Annotated in this window: 16 protein-coding genes; 5 read left to right on the plus strand and 11 right to left on the minus strand. The window is 62.1% G+C overall.

From position 1 onward, the window contains the following. Positions 1–26: 26 nt before the first annotated feature. From C5J24_RS19210 to C5J24_RS19225, 4 genes are all read right to left on the minus strand, one after another. Positions 27–1,619, minus strand: coding sequence for an ABC transporter substrate-binding protein (locus C5J24_RS19210; RefSeq protein WP_172724048.1), 1,593 nt, complete (start codon positions 1,617–1,619; stop codon positions 27–29). Between the two features lie 26 nt (positions 1,620–1,645). Beyond that, positions 1,646–2,752 (minus strand): mandelate racemase/muconate lactonizing enzyme family protein, encoded by a 1,107-nt coding sequence (locus C5J24_RS19215; RefSeq protein WP_105420089.1) that lies wholly within the window; start codon positions 2,750–2,752, stop codon positions 1,646–1,648. Positions 2,753–3,003: 251 nt separating this feature from the next. Continuing rightward, positions 3,004–3,834 (minus strand): MaoC family dehydratase, encoded by an 831-nt coding sequence (locus tag C5J24_RS19220; protein ID WP_105420091.1) that lies wholly within the window; start codon positions 3,832–3,834, stop codon positions 3,004–3,006. A 4-nt stretch (positions 3,835–3,838) separates the two neighbouring features. Beyond that, positions 3,839–6,247 carry a CaiB/BaiF CoA-transferase family protein gene (locus tag C5J24_RS19225; RefSeq protein WP_172724049.1) on the minus strand — a complete coding sequence of 803 codons (2,409 nt, stop codon included), beginning with the start codon at positions 6,245–6,247 and terminating at the stop codon, positions 3,839–3,841. 152 nt (positions 6,248–6,399) lie between these two features. Here C5J24_RS19225 and C5J24_RS19230 point away from each other — a divergent pair, with 152 nt between their 5' ends. After that, complete coding sequence (locus tag C5J24_RS19230) at positions 6,400–7,449, plus strand: LacI family DNA-binding transcriptional regulator (protein WP_105420095.1); 1,050 nt, start codon at positions 6,400–6,402, stop codon at positions 7,447–7,449. A 144-nt stretch (positions 7,450–7,593) separates the two neighbouring features. Next, positions 7,594–8,676 (plus strand): PHB depolymerase family esterase, encoded by a 1,083-nt coding sequence (locus C5J24_RS19235; protein WP_105420160.1) that lies wholly within the window; start codon positions 7,594–7,596, stop codon positions 8,674–8,676. Positions 8,677–8,770: 94 nt separating this feature from the next. Here the strand turns inward: C5J24_RS19235 and C5J24_RS19240 are convergent, their stop codons facing one another. From C5J24_RS19240 to C5J24_RS19260, 5 genes are all read right to left on the minus strand, one after another. Next, positions 8,771–9,217: a pseudoazurin gene (locus C5J24_RS19240; protein WP_105420097.1), complete on the minus strand. Its 447-nt coding sequence runs from the start codon at positions 9,215–9,217 to the stop codon at positions 8,771–8,773. Between the two features lie 148 nt (positions 9,218–9,365). Then, complete coding sequence (locus tag C5J24_RS19245) at positions 9,366–10,271, minus strand: SUMF1/EgtB/PvdO family nonheme iron enzyme (RefSeq protein ID WP_105420099.1); 906 nt, start codon at positions 10,269–10,271, stop codon at positions 9,366–9,368. Between the two features lie 86 nt (positions 10,272–10,357). After that, positions 10,358–11,491: a copper-containing nitrite reductase gene (gene nirK / locus C5J24_RS19250; protein ID WP_105420101.1), complete on the minus strand. Its 1,134-nt coding sequence runs from the start codon at positions 11,489–11,491 to the stop codon at positions 10,358–10,360. 166 nt (positions 11,492–11,657) lie between these two features. Continuing rightward, the gene (locus C5J24_RS19255) at positions 11,658–12,737 is read right to left on the minus strand and encodes a mandelate racemase/muconate lactonizing enzyme family protein (protein ID WP_105420103.1); all 1,080 of its coding nucleotides are present in this window, start codon (positions 12,735–12,737) and stop codon (positions 11,658–11,660) included. A gap of 7 nt (positions 12,738–12,744) precedes the next feature. Beyond that, a complete protein-coding gene (locus tag C5J24_RS19260) occupies positions 12,745–13,560 on the minus strand; it encodes an NAD(P)-dependent oxidoreductase (RefSeq protein WP_105420104.1) in 816 nt (271 codons plus the stop codon). 260 nt (positions 13,561–13,820) lie between these two features. Here C5J24_RS19260 and C5J24_RS19265 point away from each other — a divergent pair, with 260 nt between their 5' ends. Then, positions 13,821–15,404, plus strand: a complete 1,584-nt coding sequence (locus C5J24_RS19265; RefSeq protein ID WP_371674647.1) for an ABC transporter substrate-binding protein — start codon at positions 13,821–13,823, stop codon at positions 15,402–15,404. Positions 15,405–15,560: 156 nt separating this feature from the next. On the opposite strand, the gene kdgD is transcribed toward C5J24_RS19265, so the two are convergent. Both kdgD and C5J24_RS19275 read right to left on the minus strand, forming a co-directional pair. Next, positions 15,561–16,493 carry a 5-dehydro-4-deoxyglucarate dehydratase gene (gene kdgD / locus C5J24_RS19270; protein ID WP_105420108.1) on the minus strand — a complete coding sequence of 311 codons (933 nt, stop codon included), beginning with the start codon at positions 16,491–16,493 and terminating at the stop codon, positions 15,561–15,563. An 88-nt stretch (positions 16,494–16,581) separates the two neighbouring features. Continuing rightward, complete coding sequence (locus tag C5J24_RS19275) at positions 16,582–17,346, minus strand: FadR/GntR family transcriptional regulator (RefSeq protein WP_205836962.1); 765 nt, start codon at positions 17,344–17,346, stop codon at positions 16,582–16,584. Positions 17,347–17,505: 159 nt separating this feature from the next. On the opposite strand from C5J24_RS19275, the gene C5J24_RS19280 reads away from it, so the two are divergent. Together C5J24_RS19280 and C5J24_RS19285 are read left to right on the plus strand one after the other, a co-directional pair. Continuing rightward, positions 17,506–18,306: an NAD(P)-dependent oxidoreductase gene (locus C5J24_RS19280; RefSeq protein WP_105420110.1), complete on the plus strand. Its 801-nt coding sequence runs from the start codon at positions 17,506–17,508 to the stop codon at positions 18,304–18,306. Positions 18,307–18,411: 105 nt separating this feature from the next. Next, positions 18,412–19,560 (plus strand): mandelate racemase family protein, encoded by a 1,149-nt coding sequence (locus tag C5J24_RS19285; protein WP_105420112.1) that lies wholly within the window; start codon positions 18,412–18,414, stop codon positions 19,558–19,560. Positions 19,561–20,231 lie beyond the last annotated feature (671 nt).

A 20,231-nucleotide genomic window follows, 5' to 3' on the forward strand; every position in this document is an offset into this window, starting at 1 on the left:
GGCCTGTCACCCGTGCTTTGAAGCCGTCAGGCTTTTTTCGTGGCGCGATGGAAACGCCAACGGGCGTAACCGCTCTTGACCTTGTAGCCCATGTCCAGCCGCGCGTTGCGAGCCACGGTGAAGGACAGGGTGGAAAGCCCGATCAGGGGCAGGTCTCGCAGCGCCTGCAGCTCGATCTGCTTGCAGGTGTCGACATAGGTCTTGTAGTCGGTTGCCATCAACGCCTTGTCGAGCAGCGCGTCGATCCCCGGCATGGCGACCCCGTAATGGCTGTAGTTGCCGCCGCCCTTGCCGTCGGACTTCACTTCCGATTTCGACGAAAGCTGCTGGAAATAGAGCTGCGTCGGGATCGGCGGATAGCTCGACGAATGCATGGCAAGCGTATTCTTGTCGCTGCGATTGTCGGCGTGATAGGCCGTGTGGTCGCCGATCTTCAGGTTCATGCGCAATCCGACGGCGCGAAGCTGTTCCTGCACGATCAGCATGGTCGAGGAATAGTCCTCGCGCTGGCTGCAATTGCTGTCGAAATCGAAGCCGTTCGGAAAACCCGCCTCGGCGAGCAGCGCCTTGGCCTTCTTCGGATCGTACTTGTACTGCAGTTCGGGCGGCAGGTCGGCGGTCTTGAAACCGGCGGGGAAGAAATCCGGCTGCAAACCAGCCATGAAACCACCCATCGGCTTCAGGGCATCGGCGACCGCCTGCCGATCGATCGCATACATCACCGCCTGGCGAACTTTCAGGTTGTCGAAAGGCTTGCGGGTCAGGTTGATGTGCAGCGTGTTGAAGGATCCCGGTATCGTCATGTCGAATTTCAGGGTCGGATCGCGCTGCAGCATGGAATCCACCCAGCCGGGCGCACGCACCGCCTCGATCAGATCGACGTCGCCGGAAAGGAGCGCCAGCGTCCGGGCCGTGGTATCGGCAATATAGACGCATTCCACGCCGGCGATCTTGGCCTTCTGGCCCCAGTAACCCTCATGGCGTTTCATCGCCGTGCCCCATTCGGCGTCGAAACGGGTGAGCTCGTAAGGCCCGGTGCCGACCGCGTCGGTCATGAACTTTTCGGCGCCTATCTTGTCGAAGGCCTTCTTGGAGACGATCGAGGTATTGTTGGAAAAGCCCGTCGTGCCGAGGAAATTCACGTCCGGAGACTTGAGCTGAACGGCAACCTCGTAGGGACCCTTGGCGACCACGTCGGCGACATTCGCCATGATCGTCTTGTTGGTGCCGTCGGTGATTGCCCGCTTGAAGGAAAAGACCACGTCGTCCGACGTCATCTCGCCGTAACCCTTGTGGAACTGGACACCCTGGCGAAGCTTGAATGTCCAGGTCTTCGCATCCGGCGATGCGGACCATTCGGTCGCCAGCGTCGGCACGTATTTGTCCGGCGTCGTGGCGAAATCACCGTCTTCGGGGCGCACCAACTGTTCGTAGATCTGTTCGGTGGCCCAGTTGTCCGAGCCCTGCGTCGTCTGGTTCGGATCGCTGGTGCGCGGCCCGTTGGCGGCAATGCCGATCCGCACCACGTCGGCGCTCGACGCTGCGCGGGCAGCACCCGTTCCCACGACGCTCAGAGCCGTCGCCGCAGCGGCGAGCTCCAGGAATTCTCTTCTGTTCACGTTCATCATCTCCTCCCAAAGACAAGTTACGTTCGCCGCTTGTCCAACTCGGCATCCTTGATCATGAGGCCCAGACCCGGGCCTCCCGGCACCTTGAACTTGCCGTTTTCAGGCTTTGGCGGGTTCTCGAAGGCCACGTGCATCCGTGTCGACGGATCTGCGAATTCGGCCGGCTTGGTATTGTGCATCAGCGTCGCCAGCACCTGCAGGTTGGCCGTGTGGGCGATCGTCGGTTGGGTCTGATGGGGGACGAGTTCGACGCCGTGCGCAAAGCAGATCGCGGCGCATTGCATCAGGCCGGTAATGCCACCCATCTTGATGATGTCCGGCTGCACCATCCGCACGCCGGCATTGATCATGTCGACCACCGCCTGCGTGGTGTAGGTCTGCTCGGCCGCCGAGACGGTGATGTCGAGCCGCTGCGCCACTTCTCCCATGGCGCGAACGTTGTAGTGCTGTACCGGCTCCTCGAACCAGATGTAGCCGAGCTCCTCCAAAGCCCGGCCGACCCGGATCGCACCGCCGACCGAATATTGATTGTTGGCATCGAAGGCGAGCGGGAAGTCGTCGCCGACCAGCTTGCGTACCGCCTTCGCCTTGGCGATATCTCCGGGGATGTCGTCGTCCTGCCGGGTGCGGGCGCCGTCCCAGCGGATCTTGATCGCCGCCGGCGTTTCCGATTTCCAGCGTGCTTCGACCGCCTTGACGGTCTCGTCCACGGTGCGGCCGGCATTGCCGCCGATCGAGGAATAGAAGGGCAGCTCGGTGCGCCAGGCGCCACCGAGCAGCTTGTAGATCGGCTGGTTGAAGACCTTGCCCCGGATGTCCCAGAGCGCGATATCAAGCGCCGCCAACGCCCCGGTGACCGCCCCTTCCGGGCCGAGCTTCACGTATTTATGCAGGAGCTTGTCATAGAGCACCGCGTGATCGAGCGCATCGGCACCGATAAGCGACGGCGCGAAATCCCTGACGACGCCGAGGGAATGCTCACCGCCCATCATCGGGGATGCCTCGCCGTAACCGACAATGCCCTCCACCGTCGTCACCCGCACGATGGCGCTTCGGCGCCCCGGCGGCTCGTTCGGTTCCCACATGACCTGAAAAGCTTCGACTGATTTGATCGTCGTCGGCATTGGCACGATTAGGTATCCACAAACCTGGAAAAAGATGCCCCACGGGGCCGCGAAAACCCGCCATGGCGGGAGCCGGCACGCTAGGCGCTAAACGCTCGCGTCTCTGACATCCTCGAAATCCTCCCTCTTCCTATCAGGCACTTTGAAAGCGCCCCTTCCTCCGACCAAAGCATCACTCACTTTGCATCCGTATGCAAGCAACTTTGCCGTTAAATTTTGGACCGCCGCGAAAAGGCGCCACGCCACCGCCCCTAAACGTTTTCGTAGCCGTAGATCTGCGTCCGCAAAAAGCGCGCCGCGAGACGTCCGTCGGCGCGAAGAAATTCCTCGCTCTGGAAATAGTGCTTGCCGTTCCTGACCCAGGCGTCCGCTATTCTGCCCACCGTCATCAGCCTCTGCCCCGGCCGAACGCAGCCGAAATGCTGCGCCTCGACAGCGGTCAGCACGATCGCGGACGGGAACCGGAAACTGTTGTGCGTATCGCCCATGGCGAGCCGCATCAGGCACCCCGGATGCACGATCCCGTCTCGCACATGCAGGGCATGCTGCTCGTCGAAGGCAGAGAGGGATCGCCTGAATTCCTCTTCGGTCAGCACCCTGTCGGCGGTCGTCAACGGCATTCCGGGTTTCAGCTGGCCGATCGAGACTGTCAGCGGCGGATCAGGACGCGACAGCACCGCGAAGGCTGAAAGGTCCGGAACCGACAGCGACAGGTCCGGCAGGCCGATCCAGCCGCTCGCGACCTCCTCGCCGTCCGTGTTTGTCGCGACGATGGCGGATTTGCGCATATCGGCATCGCCCGACAGCGCCGAGGCGCGGATCGTCAGCCGGTCGCCATTGTAGACCGGGCGCCGGAAACTCGCGCCCATGCCGCCGCGCTCCAGCCAGGAGAGACCCCAGGCTTCCACCGCCACGCGGCCCACATGGCCATAAACGAAGGCGCCGGGAACCAGTGCTGCCTTGTAACCCCGCGCCCGCGCCACTGCGTCGTCGTGGATGCTGCCCCTGTATCGCGGGTCGTCGTCGAGGCGGATATCGACGACAAGGCTTCGCGGAAACAGCGCTTCTGTCTCGGTTTTCATCGGTCTATCCATCCGGAAAGGGAACGGTGGTCATCGCATCGCTGACCATGATGCGGGCGACCTCTTCCGGCGGCAGCGCCAGGATTCGCTCGAGCACGAACCGGTTATCGCCGCCGAACTGGGGCGCCGGCCTGCGCTGCCCTCCAGGCGTCCGGCTCAAGTGGATCGGCAGGCCGGGATGGGGGTGCAACCCGGCATCCGGATGTTCGAGTTCGGTGAAGAACCGGCGATGAGCAAGATAGTCGCTGCGTGCCAGATCGCCGGCGTCGTTGACCGGAGCCGCGGCAACTCCCCTGCCCTGGAGCAACCGGGCGATATCGTGCTTGTCGCGGCCGCGCGTCCAATCCGAGAGAATTTCCGTCAACGCATCCTCGTTCCGCCGGCGCGCCTCGAGCGTCGCAAAACGCCGGTCGGAGGCGAGTTGCGGCATGCCGATCGTTTCGCACAATGCCTGCCACTGCGCCTCATCCTGCGCTGCGATGACGACCCATTGGTCTTCCCCGAGGGCCGGAAAGGCATCGTGGGGCACCATGCCCGCGAGCCGGTTTCCGTTCGGCACCGGGTCTTTTCCCGTCTCTGCCGCCAGGAGCAGTTCGGCGCCGATGAACTGCATCGCCGCTTCGACCTGAGGCACCTCGACATATTGGCCGCGGCCGGTCCGCTCCCGCCAGTAGAGTGCGGTCAGGATCGCCGCCGCCGCATTGAACCCGCCGATCGGGTCGAGATAGGAAGGCCCGCTGTTTTCCGGCTGCCCGTCCGGATAACTCATCATCGCCGACATTCCGGTCGCCATTTCCATGGTCGGACCGAGGGCCGCATATCCCGACATCGGCCCGTCGCGCCCGAAGGCGGGAAGCTCCGCGACGATGATATCCGGCTTGATTGCCGAAAGCCGCTCGTAATCCAGGCCCAGCTTCGCAAGCGTGCCCGGCCGGAAATTGCAGATCAGCACATCGGCCTTCGCAACCAGCCGCTCCAGTGTCTTTCGCCCTTCCTGGGTCTTCAGGTTGAGGATGCAGGAGAGCTTGTTGACGTTCTGAGAATTGAACAGGAAAGACCGGTCGAATGGCCGCTCGCCCGGCTCGCCGCCGGGGAAATTGACCGGGTTTGGCCTTTCCTTGTTCAACCGCCAGGAATTCACCCGGTTGGGCGATTCCACATGGATGGACTCGGCTCCGAAATAAGCAAGCACCCGTCCGGCCATGGGCCCGGCCCAGGCGGTGGTAATCTCGATGACCCGCAGCCCCTCGAGTGGCGGCCGGCCGGGCGCAGCCGGTTTTGGCGTCTCGAATGGTTCGGTTCGTCGCGGCGGAATCCGCCCCTGCGCCTCGCCAGGAAGGGGCGCTCCACCTCGAACCCTGCGAGGTGTCGCACTCATCCGGAAGGGTGGCCCAAGAATGAGCCGGTCGTCGGCGGTTTCCCAATAATGGCGGGCGGTGAGGTGGCCGTTGCGGACCTGTTCGGCGGGACGATAGGCCTTGGCCGCGATGATCTGGGCGCGCTGCAGCCGGTCGACCAGGTCCTCCGCGTCCATCTCCGCGACCTTCGCCTGGATGATCTCGTAGAGCACATCCCAGTGCTGCCGGCGCGGGCCCGGCTCGGCGAAGCGGGGATCGTGCTGGATATCCGGAAGATCCAGTGCCGTGCAGAGAGCTTCCCAGCGATGATTGTAGATCCAGATGCAGACCCAGCTGTCACGGCATTTCACCTGCCCTGCCGGGATCGTCTGGTCCCGCCGGCTATGGACCGAGCCGTTGTAGATATGGCGCAGCACATAGGGGAAACACATCGATACTGCGGTCTCGGCCGAATCCACCCGCACAGCCTGACCAAGCCCGGTCGTGCGTCGGTCAATCAGAGCGGTGATAACGCCGATATAGGCGGCGAGCCCTGCGGCATAGGATGCCCTATCGCCGACACCATAGAGGGGTTCTCGCCCGATCTGGCCGTTATTGTACATCATCCCGGAAAGCGCCTGCAGCACGATCTCCGGCCCCTTCCAATCGGCAAGAGGCCCGTCGGTCCCGAAAGGGGTGACGGAAGCGGTGATGCAGCGCGGATTGATGTCCGCGACTTCGTCGAACGTTAGGTCCGCAGGCGGAATAACGACATCCGCGCCAGCGATCAGCGCCTTCATTTCCTCCCGCCCGGCCTCCGTCGACCGGTCCAGGATGACGGACCTCTTTCCGGTGTTCAGATGCCAGAACGGCAAGGACAATTGTGGATCGGTCACCGAGAACGGCGGCATTCGCCTGATCGCCGATCCCGCCGGCGGCTCGACGAGAATGACCTCCGCGCCATAGTCCGCCAGAAGCCGCGCGCAGTATTGGCCTGAAAACGTGTCGGACAAATCCAGCACGCGAAGATCGTCCACGGCCGAGACGCCTGGCTCGGCCATTTCCTTCAAAAGCATGATCGACGGCTCTCCTCCCGATCCTGAAAGAAAGACTAGACGCCATTGCATACGGATGCAAGACACGGATACGCATTTGATGATATTGATCCGTGACTGCGCCAGGGGTATCGACAGCAGCGCCGACCGCCGGCAGGGAGTTGGAGAGTTTCTTGGACAAGCCAGAAATACCGGATGACAAGGCGAAGCGTCGGCCGATCACCGCGCGCCAGCTCGCCCGTATGCTCGGCGTCAGCCAGTCCGCCGTCTCCCGCGCGTTCACCCCGGGCGCCAGCATCGCCCCGGACCTGCGCGACAGGATCAAGCAGTTTGCGGAAGAGGTGGATTACCACCCGAACGCCATAGCCAGCATGTTGTCGAAGAGCCGCACCAATATCGTCGGCATCGTCGTCTCCGACATGCAGAACCCCTTCTACCCTGCGCTCATCGAAAAGCTCTCCCGCAGCCTCCAGCGCGTCGGGCTGCAGAGCCTGCTCTTCAACATCACCAAGGGTTCCAACCTCGAAGAGCAGCTTTCGGCCCTGCGCCGCTACAACGTCGATGCCGTGATCATTATTTCCGCCACGATCCTCTCCGGCCAGACCTTGCGCTGGGCAACCGAGGGCCGCGCCGCACTGCTGATCAACCGCGTCGTCGAGGATGCGGACTTAAGCTGCGTCATCTGCGACAATGTCGCGGGCAGCCGGGCGATCGCAGACCATTTCTATGAGACCGGCCGGCGTCGCGTCGCCTATGTGTCCGGCCTCAGCCACACGACCACCAATCGCGAAAGACAGAACGCCTTCGTGACGCGTGTTGCCGAACTCGGCATGGTGCTTTGCGCCCGCGTCGATGCCGGCGAATACAGCTATGAGGCCGGCCGGCGGGCCGCGATAGAAATCGTCGATCGCGGCGGCGCGGATGCGATCTTCTTCGCCAACGACATTCTCGCGGCAGGCGGCCTCGACGCCCTGCGGGAAGAGGCCGGGCTCAGCGTGCCCGACGATATCGCGGTCGCCGGTTTCGACGACATCGCGCTCGCCAGCTGGCCACATTACGCACTGACCACATTCCGCCAGCCCGTCGACGAGATCATAGCGGTCGCCGTCGGAATGATCGAGGATGGCTCCTGTTATCCCGGGCGGCCGATCACGATCAAACGGCTCCCCGGAGAACTGATCGTCCGGTCTTCGAGCTACAGGATTTCCGACACTGCCAAATGAAATTGGCGGACCGGCAACAAGCCCGCCGGCTCGTGATCAAACATACCTTACCAAAAAAATAATTGTGCAGTGCAGCAACGCTTCCCATATAGGGGACGTTGTCGTTGATCACTGCCACCCCGGCAATGATTGCCAGGAGGCATGATGAGATCGTTGTCGGATACGCTGGAGCGGCTCGCCCGCTTGAAATCACTGGGTCGAGAGCAGACCGACGCGCCCAGCCATCTGGAGGCGCTTGAAAGTTTCGGATCCAACCCCGGAGCGCTGGCAGCCAAGGTTTACGTGCCCTCCCTGCTTCCCAAGAACCCCGGCCTTGTCGTCGTTCTTCACGGATGCACGCAGACCGCCTCCGGTTATGACCACGGCACCGGGTGGTCGAAACTCGCTGAGCGGCACGGGTTCGTGGTGCTCTTGCCGGAACAGGTCCGCGCCAATAACGGCAATCTCTGTTTCAACTGGTTCCTTCCGGGCGACACGCGCCGCGGCCAGGGCGAAGCGCACTCGATCCGCCAGATGATCGAGGCGGTGGTCTCCCGACACGGGGTCGACCCGTTGCGCGTCTATGTCAGCGGCCTGTCCGCGGGTGGTGCGATGGCCAATACGATGCTCGCCACCTATCCGGAGGTCTTCGCCGGCGGAGCGATCATCGCAGGCCTGCCCTATGGCGTCACCTCGACGGTGCCCGAAGCATTCGACCGGATGCGCGGTCACGGCCTGCCGGCACCACCGACGCTTCAGTCGCGGCTGAGGGCCGCTTCCACCCATCAGGGGCCATGGCCGACCGTCTCGGTGTGGCAGGGCACCCAGGACAAGACGGTCGCAGAGGCGAATGCGCAGGCGATCATCGACCAGTGGCGGGCCGTTCACGACGTCGACGCACGGCCCGACTTGTCGGAAACGGTCGACGGCCAGTCGAGAACCGTGTGGAAAGACGTCCGCGGCCGGCGGGCAATCGAATATTACAGCATTGCCGGAATGGGCCACGGAACGCCGATCGACCCCGCGCTCGGCGACGAGAATGCCGCGCCTTATCTGCTGGATGTCGGCATATCGTCGACGCTTCATTCGGCAAAAAGCTGGGGCCTGCTTCGCGAAGGCGTCGAGCCACTGCGGGCGAAGGGCGACGGCGCCAAGCGGGCATCCGCTTCTTCCCAAAAGGCAAAAGAACCTGAAGGCATCCAGCAGATCATCGAGAATGCGCTTCGTATGGCTGGCCTGATGCGCTGACCAACTGTGCCGGATTTCGCGCAAGATGAGGCTGGGACGGTAAGCGCGGCGGCGGCCAGGGGGAGAGGGAATGGCCGCCGCCGGGCGCTCCGGCTCAAACGCCGGAAGCAGCAATATCCGCGTCGAGACGTTCGCGAGCCTTCTTGGGCAGTTTCGCGGTCTTGATGGCTTCCAGGTTCGCGGGAGCATTGCCGACAACGATGAGGCCGATCATGCCCATGCCGACATGCGGCGCGCATTTCACGGCATAGGCACCCTCGACGTCGAACGTGATCTTGACGCTTTCGTTCATCTGGCCCTTGAAAGGCTTTGCGCCTTCCGGGATCAGCCCGTCGATGGTTTCGGCGTTGTGGGACTTATCGGTCGGAACGAAGGTGACGGTATCGCCCTTGGCGACCTTGAGGGAGCTCGGCTCGAATACCATCGCGCCGTCCTTGCCCTTGTTGAGCATTTGCACTTGGAAATCGGCAGCAGAAGCCGCCGTTGCGCAGACAGCCGTAGCGATTGCCGCGCCGACCAGGGATGCCAAAATCTTCTTCATTTCCTTACTCCTTTTCTCGAAAGCCCTCGGCTTCGTTGAATTCACACTAGGGCAAAAAAGCCGGTCCTCTTTGACCTACGACAAACGGTTCGGAGTTTGCTCGCGGCCCGCTTTGACGTCGGCCTAGACCCGGTCGGCGTGATCACGATCACGCTGTCCAACCGGCTTGGCGAAGCGTCTTGAGAAGCGGCGCATACCACCGGGTGGACTTGACCAGGCGGAAGCCCAGATTGTCCGGCGGCGTCCCGACCGCGCAGCCACCGCCTTTCGGATCGCGGACGAAGGAACTCATCGGCGAGCGATGCGGACCCACGGTCACGTAGACGCCGCAAATCTCCTCGGAGGCGCGAACGGACCCGTTCACGTAGAGATGGACCCTGCGATGGCAGGTGGACGTCCATTCCCAGACGTTGCCGCCAAAGTCGGCCAGGCCATATTCGTTCTCCCCGAAACTTCCCGTCGGCCGCGGCACCGGATCGCCTGTCGCCCGCTCACGCGCTTCGCGTTCGTAGTCGGCGAGCCATCGCAGCGCGGGGTTCTTGCTGTCCGGATCGAGGCCGAGAGCATCGTCCGGGAACCGCTTGCCCGCGGCCTGAGCCAATTGTTCGTCGGTTGGCAAGGTCCAGTATTCGCCGGTCACATCCGAGAGCCAGCGGGCGTAAGCCGCGGCATCGTCGAAGCTCACGCCCGTGGCGGGAACGTCCCGCCTCGACGAGGTCGCTTCAGAGGATTTGCAGGCGCGCGCGGCGACGCACTCCCGGTATTCCGAGGCGGTGACGTGATTTTTCGTGATCGTCAGGCTCGACGCCGCAACCACCGTCTTCATCGGCGGATCGATGGGCGCCGTGCCCTTCAGGAACTCTCCGTCGCTCCTGTAGCTGTAGCTGCGGGGAGGAACAACGACCGTCGCGGGCTCATAGACCGCGCCCTCTGGGGGCGCAGGCTTCATGAAACCCACCTGGTGGAAGATACCCGCCGCCAGCACGGCGATCAGCGTGATCGGAAGCCCGGTATGGAGGAGCGAGAGCTTTGGCCTGTCGTATGTCCATCGCATGTTCGCCTCCCGAGGCGAAATCCAGCTTGCAGGGGGATGAAGGTCGGCCGGGGGCATGCATAGCTCATGCTCCCGGCCGTTTCGGATCAGGTGCCGCTCGGCGCCAGGACCGACGTCATCAAGTCGTCGTTCCAATCACCGGTGACCTTGAAATGCGCCGCAGCGCCCAGCTCGAAGGCCTCGATCAGGTTATGGTTGACGTAGGCGTATATGCCGGGCTGCTGGAAGGTGTAGAATGCAGCGCCTGCCGCACCGCCCGGGATGAACCATGTTTCCTGGTCGATCTCCGGAGGGTTGGCGAACTTGCCCGTAGCCCAGACATAGTCGCCGTGGCCCCCGATGAGGTGGGGCCGCGTATCGCGGTTCGCCTGCGAATGGACGATCAGCACCTTCTCGTTGACTGCGGCGGTCATGGCGTTCTGGCCCGTCAAAGCGCCGACGGCTCCGTTGAAGACGATGTGCGTCGGGGTCAACGTCCGCATGACTTTTAGGGTGTCCTCATAAGCTTCGCCGGCGCTAGCGTATTTCTTGAACTTGCCGTTCTCGTCGCGCGGGACGTAGAAATCCTGTTCACCCACGTAGTAGATCTTGTCGTAGGTCAGCGGTTTCCCGTTACCGTCCTTGAGGCCATCGCGCGGGAGCACCATGATGGCGCCGTTCATGCCCGAGGTAACGTGCCACGGCACCATTCCGGGAGGTGCGCAGTGGTAAACGAAGACGCCGGCCTTGGTTGCCTTGAACCTGAGAATGGTCTTCTCGCCGGGGTTCACCACCGTCAGCGCTCCGCCGCCCAAGGCGCCGGTGGCCGAGTGGAAGTCGATATTGTGCTGGAGTTCGTTTGTATCGGGGTTGATGAGGGTGAGTTCGACGTAGTCGTCCTGATGGACGACCATGAGCGGACCCGGAACCGACCCATCGAAGGTCATCGCATTGATTTCGGTGCCTTCCTTGTCGAGAACGAGCTTCTTCTCCTGGATGGTCAGCGTAAATTCGACGACCTTCGGCGGGCCATCGGCTTTCTGAGCATGGGCATGGACGAAAGGCGGCTTCACGAGCTCGACCTTCTCGCGGCGGAGGCGCGAGAGGTCGCCCGGCTTCATCTTTGCGGGGGGCGCTTCGTCTGCATGGGCAAAGGAAGCCTGCACGACCGGTGCGATCGCGCCAACAAAGGCTGCCCCCGCAAGGATCGAGCGTCTGGTCATCTGAATCTTGTCGGTCATGGTTTCTTTCCTTCGGAACAAGGGGCGGAGTAAATCGCCGTCCTCTGGAAATAGAATTTATGTCCACACCAACTTCTTCTCTTTGACGTGAAACAAACAGGGCATGGGCATTTGCTTGCGCTTTCGCAAGAAAACGGGGCAAATCTAGTCCTATGCGGGTTTCAACCTAAAGAGCGTGGTGGTGGATCGCATCCCGGTCCAAGGACATCCCCCAGCCGGGGGCATCCGGGATCTGGGCCGTCCCGTCAACGAGCTTTATCTTCTCCTCGTAGAGCGGCGTGAACCATTCCACGTATTCCAGGGAATGGGCGGTCGGGACATGCGCCAGCAACTGCAGGCTCATTTCGGGGAAAAGATGCGACGAGATCGGCAGGTCAAAGCTTGCCGCCAGTGCGCCGACGCGGGAAAATTCGGTGACGCCGCCAACCCGCTGGAGATCCGGCATGAGAATGGAGGCGGCACCCGTCTCGATCATCCGCCGGAAACCGTAGCGCGTATATTCGTTCTCACCGGACGCGATCGGCATCCGCAGGGCTTTTGCCACTTTGGCCGAATCCTCCAATGCGTGGGCCGACACCGGCTCCTCGAACCAGGCGATATCGAACGGCGCCAGCGCATCGCCGAGCCTGATCGCCGCATCGACGTCGAGCACCTGGTTGGCATCGATCATCAGCCCGATATCGCTGCCGATCGCTGCCCGAACGGCCTTCACACGCGGCAGGTCGACATCGATCCGCCCGGCAAGCCGCAGCTTCATCGCCTTGAAGCCGGCCGCGACGAAACCTTCCGCCTGCCGGACGAGCGAGGGAATATCCTGAGTGAGCCATAGACCGCCGCTGGCATAGGCCGGGATCGTCTCACGGCACCGTCCCAGCGTCCGCGAGATCGAAAGGCCGGCGCGTTTGGCTCTCAGATCCCACATGGCGCCATCGATGGCCGAAATGCCCATGATCGAGACGCCGGTGAAACCGATGAAGTTGATACGTCGCCAGGCGTCCTGCCAGAAGGCGCCCGTATCGTCCGGATCGCGCCCGATCACCGCATCCCGCAGCACATGCACCATGCTGTCCAGAAGCTTCAACTGCTCCGGCCGGATGGTGAATATCAGGTTTTCACCCCGCAATCCCTCGTCGGTGACGAGATCGATCACGATGCAGGAGAATTGATGGATGGTCGCCGTGGCATTGCCGAGCGGTTCTGCAAGCGGGAGGCTGACGGCGGTGGTGGTGAGGTCGGTGATTTTCATGGGGTCGTTACCGATTCAGGGAACGGGGAGGTTCGGTGTAGATGGGATCGTCGACGAAACCGCCGCCCTGCCACTTGGCTTGTGAAGATCCCTTGTCCGGAATGCCCGGATTGCGTTCCACCTCCGAGCGATAGATCTCGGAACTGTCCTTCGGCACCCAGCCCAGATAGGCGGAAGCGGAGTTGTCCCACCATTTCGGCTGATTGTCCGAAACGCCCCAGATCGTCGGGCAACCGAGATAGGGAGCCTTGAAGACCCTCTCCGCAAGTGAAGCCATGTCGTCGAAGCTCAGCCAGATGGACAGCATCCGCACCGTCGTCGGCTTCGGCCAGCAGGCACCGATGCGGACGATCGCCGTCTCCTGGCCGAATTTGTGAAAATACATCTGCGCCAATCCCTCGCCGAAGCATTTCGAGACGCCATAAAGGCCGTCCGGCTTCGCAGGCCGATCGACCCCGATGAACTGGTCCTGCCGATAGAAGCCGATCGTATGGTTGCTGCTGGCAAACAGGATGCGCGGTTTTCCGTGCTTTCGCGCCGCTTCGTAGAGATTGTGCAGGCCGCGGATATTGCTGTCGAGAATGCTGGCAAAGGTGTTCTCGGAAGGAATGCCACCGAAATGCAGGATGCCGTCGCACCCTTCCACCATGCGCAGGACGGCATCGGAATCCGCCAGGTCGCAGACAAAAGGTTCCTCATTGGCCCCGACGTCGTCCAGAGGAGAGATGTCGGAAACGCGGATGACCTCCGCCAGGTGCCCCAGCCGCTGGCGCATGGCCTTGCCCATGTTGCCGGCCGCCCCGGTGATCAGAAGCCGCTTCATCCCCGTTCCTCCTCGACATGCTGCCTTCAATCTAGAAGGCGCCTCGAATGCACGTCAACTCATAATATGACTGCAAGCTCGAAATAGGATATAAAGGCATCGGCCGCGCCACTCCGAGGTCAAAAATGGACCGAGACGCATTATTTTCTGGGGCCGCCTCAGTTGACGAGGGGTATCTTTTCCGTCTTCATGCAACGCAGCAGTCATGTGACGTCATACTCACTTGAGTGCCTGGAATGGAGGAACCCCAGATGAAATGGATGAAGCATGTGGCTCTGGCCACGGCTCTGGCGCTGTCTGCGCCGGTCGGCGCATACGCCGATACCCCCGCAGACCAGCTGATCGTCGGCCTCAGCATGAACAATATCCTGACACTCGACCCGGCGGCGATTTCGGGCCGCGAGGCGACGGGCGTCATCGCCAATCTCTATGATACGCTCGTGGAACTCGCGCCGGACAAGAAGACCGTCAATCCAGGTCTCGCCAGCGCCTGGACGGTCGCGGATGACGGCTCGATCACCTTTATACTGAGGGAAGGCGCGAAGTTCACGTCCGGCAACCCGGTCCGGGCCGAAGATGTCGTCTGGTCGATCAAACGCAACATCAGCCTTGGCTTGGTCGGCGCGGGCGTCTGGTCGTCCTTCGGTTACAAGGCCAACAATATCGACCAGCTGCTGACGGCCGATGGCAACAAGATCACCCTCAAGCCGGCTCAGCCGACCGATCCGCAGCTCACGCTCGACATTTTTGGCAAGCCGGACGCCAGCGCGGTCATCGACATGAAGACCGCCATGAGCCACGAGGCGAACGGCGACAAGGCCGCGGCCTGGCTGAAGATCAATGTCGCCGGTTCCGGCGCCTTCAGCCTGACGCGCTGGTCCTCCAACGAAATGCTCATCCTGACGCGGTTCGACGATTACTGGGGCGAGAAGCCCAAGATGAAGCGCGTGATCTTCCGGCACATGCCGGAATCCCAGACCAAGCGGCTGATGCTGGAAAAGGGCGACGTGGACGTCGCGGTCGGCCTTTCGGTTCCCGATATCGCCGCGCTCGGCAAGAACAAGGACGTCGAGGTGCAGAGCACGCCGAGCTCGGGCTTCTACTTCCTCGCCGTGAGCATGAAGGACGAGCGCTTCAAGAACCCGGATGTGCGCCTCGCGATCCGCCATCTGATCGACTACGACGGCATCAACAAGTCGATCATGCCGAACTACGGCACGAAGCGTCTTCGCCCGGTCGCCGACGGCGTCATCGGCAGCTTGGCCGATCCGGACTACAAGCTCGATGTCGCAAAGGCAAAGGAACTGCTCGCCAAGGCAGGTTATCCCGACGGCTTCCCGGTCAGGCTGCTGACGCTCAACGAGCCGCCCTTCACGGACACCGCCACCGCGATCCAGGCAACCCTTGCCCAGGCCGGCATCAAGGCCGAAATCGTCCAGGGCGCCGGTGACCAGATCTATGGTCCGATGCGCGAGCGCAAGTTCGAAATGCTCGTCGGTCGCGGCGGCGGCGGCCAGGAGCCGCATCCACATTCCAACCTGCGCGCCCTCGTCATCAACCCGAACAACGCCGACGACGCCAAGCTCAGCGGCATCATTGGCTGGCGCACGTCCTTCTTCGACCAGCAGCTGAACGACATGTCCGCCAAGGCACTGGTGGAGCGCGATCAGGCGAAGCAGAAGACGGCCTATGAAGACATCCAGAAGCGATACGAGGAACTCGTTCCCGCGCTGCAGCCAATCTCGGCGGTCATCGACAGCGTCGTCTATCGCGCCGACGTCAAGGGTTACGTGAACCACTACGGCTGGACGGTTCGTCTGCGCAGCGTGTCCAAGCAGCGCTGACCGATCAAGCGATAAGTCCCTCCCAGGACGAGCGCTCGCAACCTCGGTTGCGGGCGTTTTTTATGGGCCGCCAATGCTCGGCCGCGGACACGAAAAAACCGGCAGGATGGACCTGCCGGCTGATGCACTCGGGGAGAGGGTTGGAGAGGAGGACGCCTATTCGGCCGCCTGCACCCCGAGAGCGTCATTGCGGTAGGGCTCGCAGAGAGCCTCCATCATCTTGACTTCTTCGGCATTCAGGTCGGTCAGCGGCGCGCGAACCGGACCCGTATCGAAGCCCATCAGCCGCACGCCGGCCTTGATGGCGGAAACCGCGTAACCCTTCTGGCGGTTGCGGATCTCCATGAACGGATAGAAGAAGTCGATAAGGATCTGGTTGGTGGCGGCCGTATCCCCGGCCCGGAGCGACTTGTAGAACTTCTGAGCCAGCGCCGGGACGAAGTTGAAGACCGCCGACGAATAGGTGCTGACGCCCGCGCCGAGATAGGCGTCGGCAAAAAGTTCGGCCGTCGGCATGCCGCCGAGATAGGTCAGGCGGTCGCCCATGACGGCGGTGATCTTGCGCACCAGGCCGATATCGCCGGAACCGTCCTTGAAGCCGACCAGATTGGGACAGGCCTCGCAAAGGCGCGCCAGCGTTTCCGCCGTCAGGATCGAATTGTCGCGGTTATAGACCATCACGCCGATGCCGACCGACTGGCAGACGGTCTTGATATGCTGGTAAAGGCCTTCCTGGCTGGCATCCATCAGGTAGTGGGGCAGCAGGAGGATGCCGTCGGCGCCTGCCTTTTCGGCAGACTTGGCGATCGAGACCGCGATGCGCGTGCCGTAACCGCAGCCGGCAACGATCGGCGTGCTGCCGGCCGAAGCCTTGGCGGCGACGATGATCTCCGGAATTTCGGAAGGCTCCAGTGAAAAGAACTCGCCGGTGCCGCCGGCGGCAAAAAGCACCGAAGCATCGAAACCGGCCAGCCAGCCGACATGCTGCTCGTAAGCCTTGCGGTTGAAGAGGCCATCTTTCCCGAACGGCGTGACGGGGAACGACAGGAGGCCGGCGCCGAGCGCATGCTTCAGTTCATTTGGATCCATAGACATGGCAGTCCCTTCCTGGTTGATTTCCAGAAGGCTACCAAGTCATATTATGACTGTCAAGACTTGTATTATCTTTAAGGGCACATCAGGGCCGCCGTATCAGCGAGCGATAGCGTTGCTGGCTCCCCTTGAGATGCATGCGCATGGCGTCGCGAGCAGCCGAATCATCGCCATCCGTGATTGCGCGGGCGATACGGGCATGTTCATCCTGGATCTGGGCCAGGTATTCAGGCGGCGAAATCTCCACTTCACCCTCCTGCAGCAGCGATCGCGGAATCATCTGCTTGCCGATCGCCTCCAGCAGTTCCCGGAAACGCGGGTTGTTGGTCGCGTCCGCGATGGCCAAATGGAAAGCCCGGTCGCTTTCAACCGTTGCCGCACCGGCAGCGATCTGCCGCTTGATCGTCTCGAGACATTCGAAGATCAGTTCCTGCTGCGCCGGCGACGAACGGATCGCAGCAAGACCCGCAGCCTCTATCTCGATGGCAGCGCGGACTTCCAGCATTTCGATGATGGAGGAAACGCGATTGGCATCCACGGTGCGGAAGCCCGCCTGCAGCCCGCCTTGCGGCGCCAGAACGAAGACGCCGACGCCGTGGCGGACCTCGACGAGATTATCGGCCCGCAACGAAGCGATCGCCTCGCGGATGACCGTGCGGCTGACCTCGTATTGCAGCGTCAGCCCGCTTTCGGTGGGCAGTTTGTCACCAGGCTTCAACGCGCCGCTCGCGATCGCATCCCGCATCCGCCGGCCAACCGTCTCGACCAGATTGCGGCCTTTTCGCGAGGGTGCCTCCCCGGTGATGTTATCTGCTCTCTTCAATGTCAGCCCGCTCTCTCGCTTTGCCATTTCAGCTACTTAGAGGGGTAAAACCTGCCCTAGTTGTCAAGCGCCGAGCAAGAATTTTATTGACGCCCAGCCATGGACCTATAGTATGAGATGACCTATGAGGTATGATGACAAGGCGAACCGGCGCATATTCACCGACGGCCCGCCCATGAGGGAAGAATGCTCAAGAGACTGCTTTTAACCGGCGCCGCGGGGGGTGTCGGCCGGGCAATCCGGCCGATGCTGAGGGAGATCGCCGAGCATGTCGTGCTGTCGGATATCGGTGAGATCGCCGATACGGGCGCCGGCGAAACCTTCGTTCAATGCGATCTGGCGGATGCCGCGGGTGTCGCCAAACTGGTCGAGGGCGTCGACGGCATCATTCATCTCGGCGGCATTTCCCTCGAAAAGACGTTCGACCTCATCGTCCAGGGCAATATCGTCGGCCTCTACAATCTCTACGAAGCCGCCCGCCACAACGGCCTGCCGCGCATCGTCTTCGCAAGCTCCAACCACGTCGTCGGTTACTATCGGTGCGATGAACGGCTCGACAACACGGTCGTGCCGAAGCCGGACTCGCTCTACGGGGCTTCGAAGGTCTTCGGAGAGGCGATTGCCAGCCTCTATTTCGAGAAATTCGGACAGGAGACTTTGTCCGTCCGCATCGGTTCGTGCTTCGAAAAGCCGGCCAACACGCGCATGCTGGCGACCTGGCTCAGCTACCGTGATTTCTTTTCCCTCTGCCGGCGCGCCTTTGCTGCACCGCGGATCGCCCACACCATCGTCTACGGCACCTCTGCCAACGACGAGCAGTGGTGGGACAATCGCAATGCCGCTTTCCTCGGCTGGAAACCCGAGGACACATCCGCAAGGTGGCGCGTCGAAGTGGAAGCGGCAGCCGGCAGGCAAGACCCGACCGATCCCGCCGTCATCTATCAAGGCGGCGCCTTCGCATCGGCCGGCCATCCGGACGATGCGTGAAAGACAGACTTCCGCCGCCCGACGGGCGGCTCCGATCCGGCCCTCGCCGGGTCTCGAAATGAAATGGTGGAGGGTCGTCCCTCTGCTTCTGACAGGAGGAATTTCGTGAAGATCGTAGACGTCAATGTGCGCGTATTCTCCCACACCACGCGCCGCCACCAGGATACCGCCGGCCATGCCCATCCGGGCCCGCCGCACAAGGTCAACCTGGCGCTGCTGACCATCGTCGATGACGACGGTGCGGAAGGCTATTGTTTTGCCCCGCCGGAAGTCGTTCGCCCGCATGTGATCGACAAGTTCGTCAAGAAGGTGCTGATCGGCGAAGATCCGTTCGCCCGCGAAAGGCTGTGGCAGGACCTCGCTCACTGGCAGCGCGGCAGCGCGATGCAGTTGACCGACCGGGCGCTCGCGATCGTCGACTGCGCCCTGTGGGACCTTGCCGGTCGCAAGCTGAACATGCCGGTTCACAAACTGATCGGCAGCTACCGCGAAAAGATCCCGGCCTATGGCTCGATCATGTGTGGCGACGAACTGGAGAACGGCCTCGCCACGCCGGAAGATTACGGCCGGTTCGGCGAAAAGCTCGTCAAGCGCGGCTACAAGGGCATCAAGCTGCACACCTGGATGCCGCCGGTCTCCTGGGCGCCTGATGTCAAGATGGATCTCAAGGCCTGCGCCGCAGTCCGCGAGGCGGTCGGCCCGGATATCCACCTGATGATCGACGCCTTCCACTGGTATACCCGGACGGAAGCGCTGGAACTCGGCAGGGGCCTCGAAAAGCTCGGCTTCGACTGGATCGAGGAGCCGATGGACGAGCAGAGTTCGGCTTCCTACGCCTGGCTTGCCGAAAACCTCGACATTCCGGTCCTCGGTCCGGAAAGCGCCGGCGGCAAGCATTTCAGCCGCGCCGAATGGATCACCTCGAAGGCCTGCGACATCCTGCGGACAGGCGTCCATGACGTCGGCGGCATCAGCCCGGCAATGAAGACCATGCATCTGGCCGAATCCTTCGGCATGAACTGCGAAATCCACGGCAATGGCGCTCCGAACCTGATCGTCGCGGCCTGCACCAAGAACGCGAAATGGTACGAGCGCGGCCTGCTGCACCCGTTCCTCGAATATGACGACGGCTTCGAATACCTGAACGCCCTCGTCGACCCGATGGACGAAGACGGTTTCGTTCATATTTCCGACAAGCCGGGCATGGGCGAAGACATCAACTTCGAGTTCATCAACGCCAACCTGGTCGAGTGAACCGTTTATTCTGCCTCCCAAGCAGGAAAGAGAAGCCCGGTCCCATTTGGGGCCGGGTTTCTTGTTTTGCAGTCGGCACAAGCCTGTCGTCGGTGATTGGATCCTCGGGTCAAGCCCGAGGATGACGACGGAGAGGTGTGCCAAAGTAAGCAGTGCAGTGGGCTGAAACGGTGCTTTTGTGAGAGACAGCCACACACACTCGTCATCCTCGGGCTTGACCCGAGGATCCGATCACCGAGGATCAAAAGCCTTCGGCCAACATTCCGGAGCCCCGCGCAGTCGCCTGCCGTGGTTTTCAAAGATCGGAGAGCCCACACGAATGCGGAACCTCATAGTAAAATAATAGTATGGCCCGCATTCGCGTGGCCTTCGGCGTTCTTTCGGGGCTTCCGGCCCCTACAGGTGATCATCTCGCCTCGCTGCGTGGCTTTGTTCGCGACTTCCTTTCGGGAAATCATGCCACTTGCACGGCTCAACCGAACCGGACATGGCTGTCCGGGGGAGGCTTGATAGGCGGCTCCATCCGAAGACATCGCCGCCATGGCTTTCACCTCTTCCACCTTTCCCGCACGTTACGGTTCCGATGAAAGCGCCGGCTCCCGCCTGCCCGCGAACGTCTCGCGAAACACTCCGGCAACGGAAGCGAGGCAATTGTAGGCATGGGCTGGGAG

Origin of the sequence: Neorhizobium sp. T25_27, from assembly GCF_002968565.1 — a bacterium.
Lineage (GTDB): Bacteria > Pseudomonadota > Alphaproteobacteria > Rhizobiales > Rhizobiaceae > Neorhizobium > Neorhizobium tomejilense.

Bases quoted from the DNA above. Each gene is read 5' to 3' on its own strand.
- C5J24_RS19215 (WP_105420089.1), bottom strand. From the start codon at position 2,752: ATGCCGACGACGATCAAATCAGTCGAAGCTTTTCAGGTCATGTGGGAA.
- C5J24_RS19220 (WP_105420091.1), bottom strand. From the start codon at position 3,834: ATGAAAACCGAGACAGAAGCGCTGTTTCCGCGAAGCCTTGTCGTCGAT.
- C5J24_RS19225 (WP_172724049.1), bottom strand. From the start codon at position 6,247: ATGCTTTTGAAGGAAATGGCCGAGCCAGGCGTCTCGGCCGTGGACGAT.
- C5J24_RS19235 (WP_105420160.1), top strand. From the start codon at position 7,594: ATGAGATCGTTGTCGGATACGCTGGAGCGGCTCGCCCGCTTGAAATCA.
- C5J24_RS19240 (WP_105420097.1), bottom strand. From the start codon at position 9,217: ATGAAGAAGATTTTGGCATCCCTGGTCGGCGCGGCAATCGCTACGGCT.
- C5J24_RS19245 (WP_105420099.1), bottom strand. From the start codon at position 10,271: ATGCGATGGACATACGACAGGCCAAAGCTCTCGCTCCTCCATACCGGG.
- nirK (WP_105420101.1), bottom strand. From the start codon at position 11,491: ATGACCGACAAGATTCAGATGACCAGACGCTCGATCCTTGCGGGGGCA.
- C5J24_RS19255 (WP_105420103.1), bottom strand. From the start codon at position 12,737: ATGAAAATCACCGACCTCACCACCACCGCCGTCAGCCTCCCGCTTGCA.
- C5J24_RS19260 (WP_105420104.1), bottom strand. From the start codon at position 13,560: ATGAAGCGGCTTCTGATCACCGGGGCGGCCGGCAACATGGGCAAGGCC.
- C5J24_RS19265 (WP_371674647.1), top strand. From the start codon at position 13,821: ATGAAGCATGTGGCTCTGGCCACGGCTCTGGCGCTGTCTGCGCCGGTC.
- kdgD (WP_105420108.1), bottom strand. From the start codon at position 16,493: ATGGATCCAAATGAACTGAAGCATGCGCTCGGCGCCGGCCTCCTGTCG.
- C5J24_RS19275 (WP_205836962.1), bottom strand. From the start codon at position 17,346: ATGGCAAAGCGAGAGAGCGGGCTGACATTGAAGAGAGCAGATAACATC.
- C5J24_RS19280 (WP_105420110.1), top strand. From the start codon at position 17,506: ATGCTCAAGAGACTGCTTTTAACCGGCGCCGCGGGGGGTGTCGGCCGG.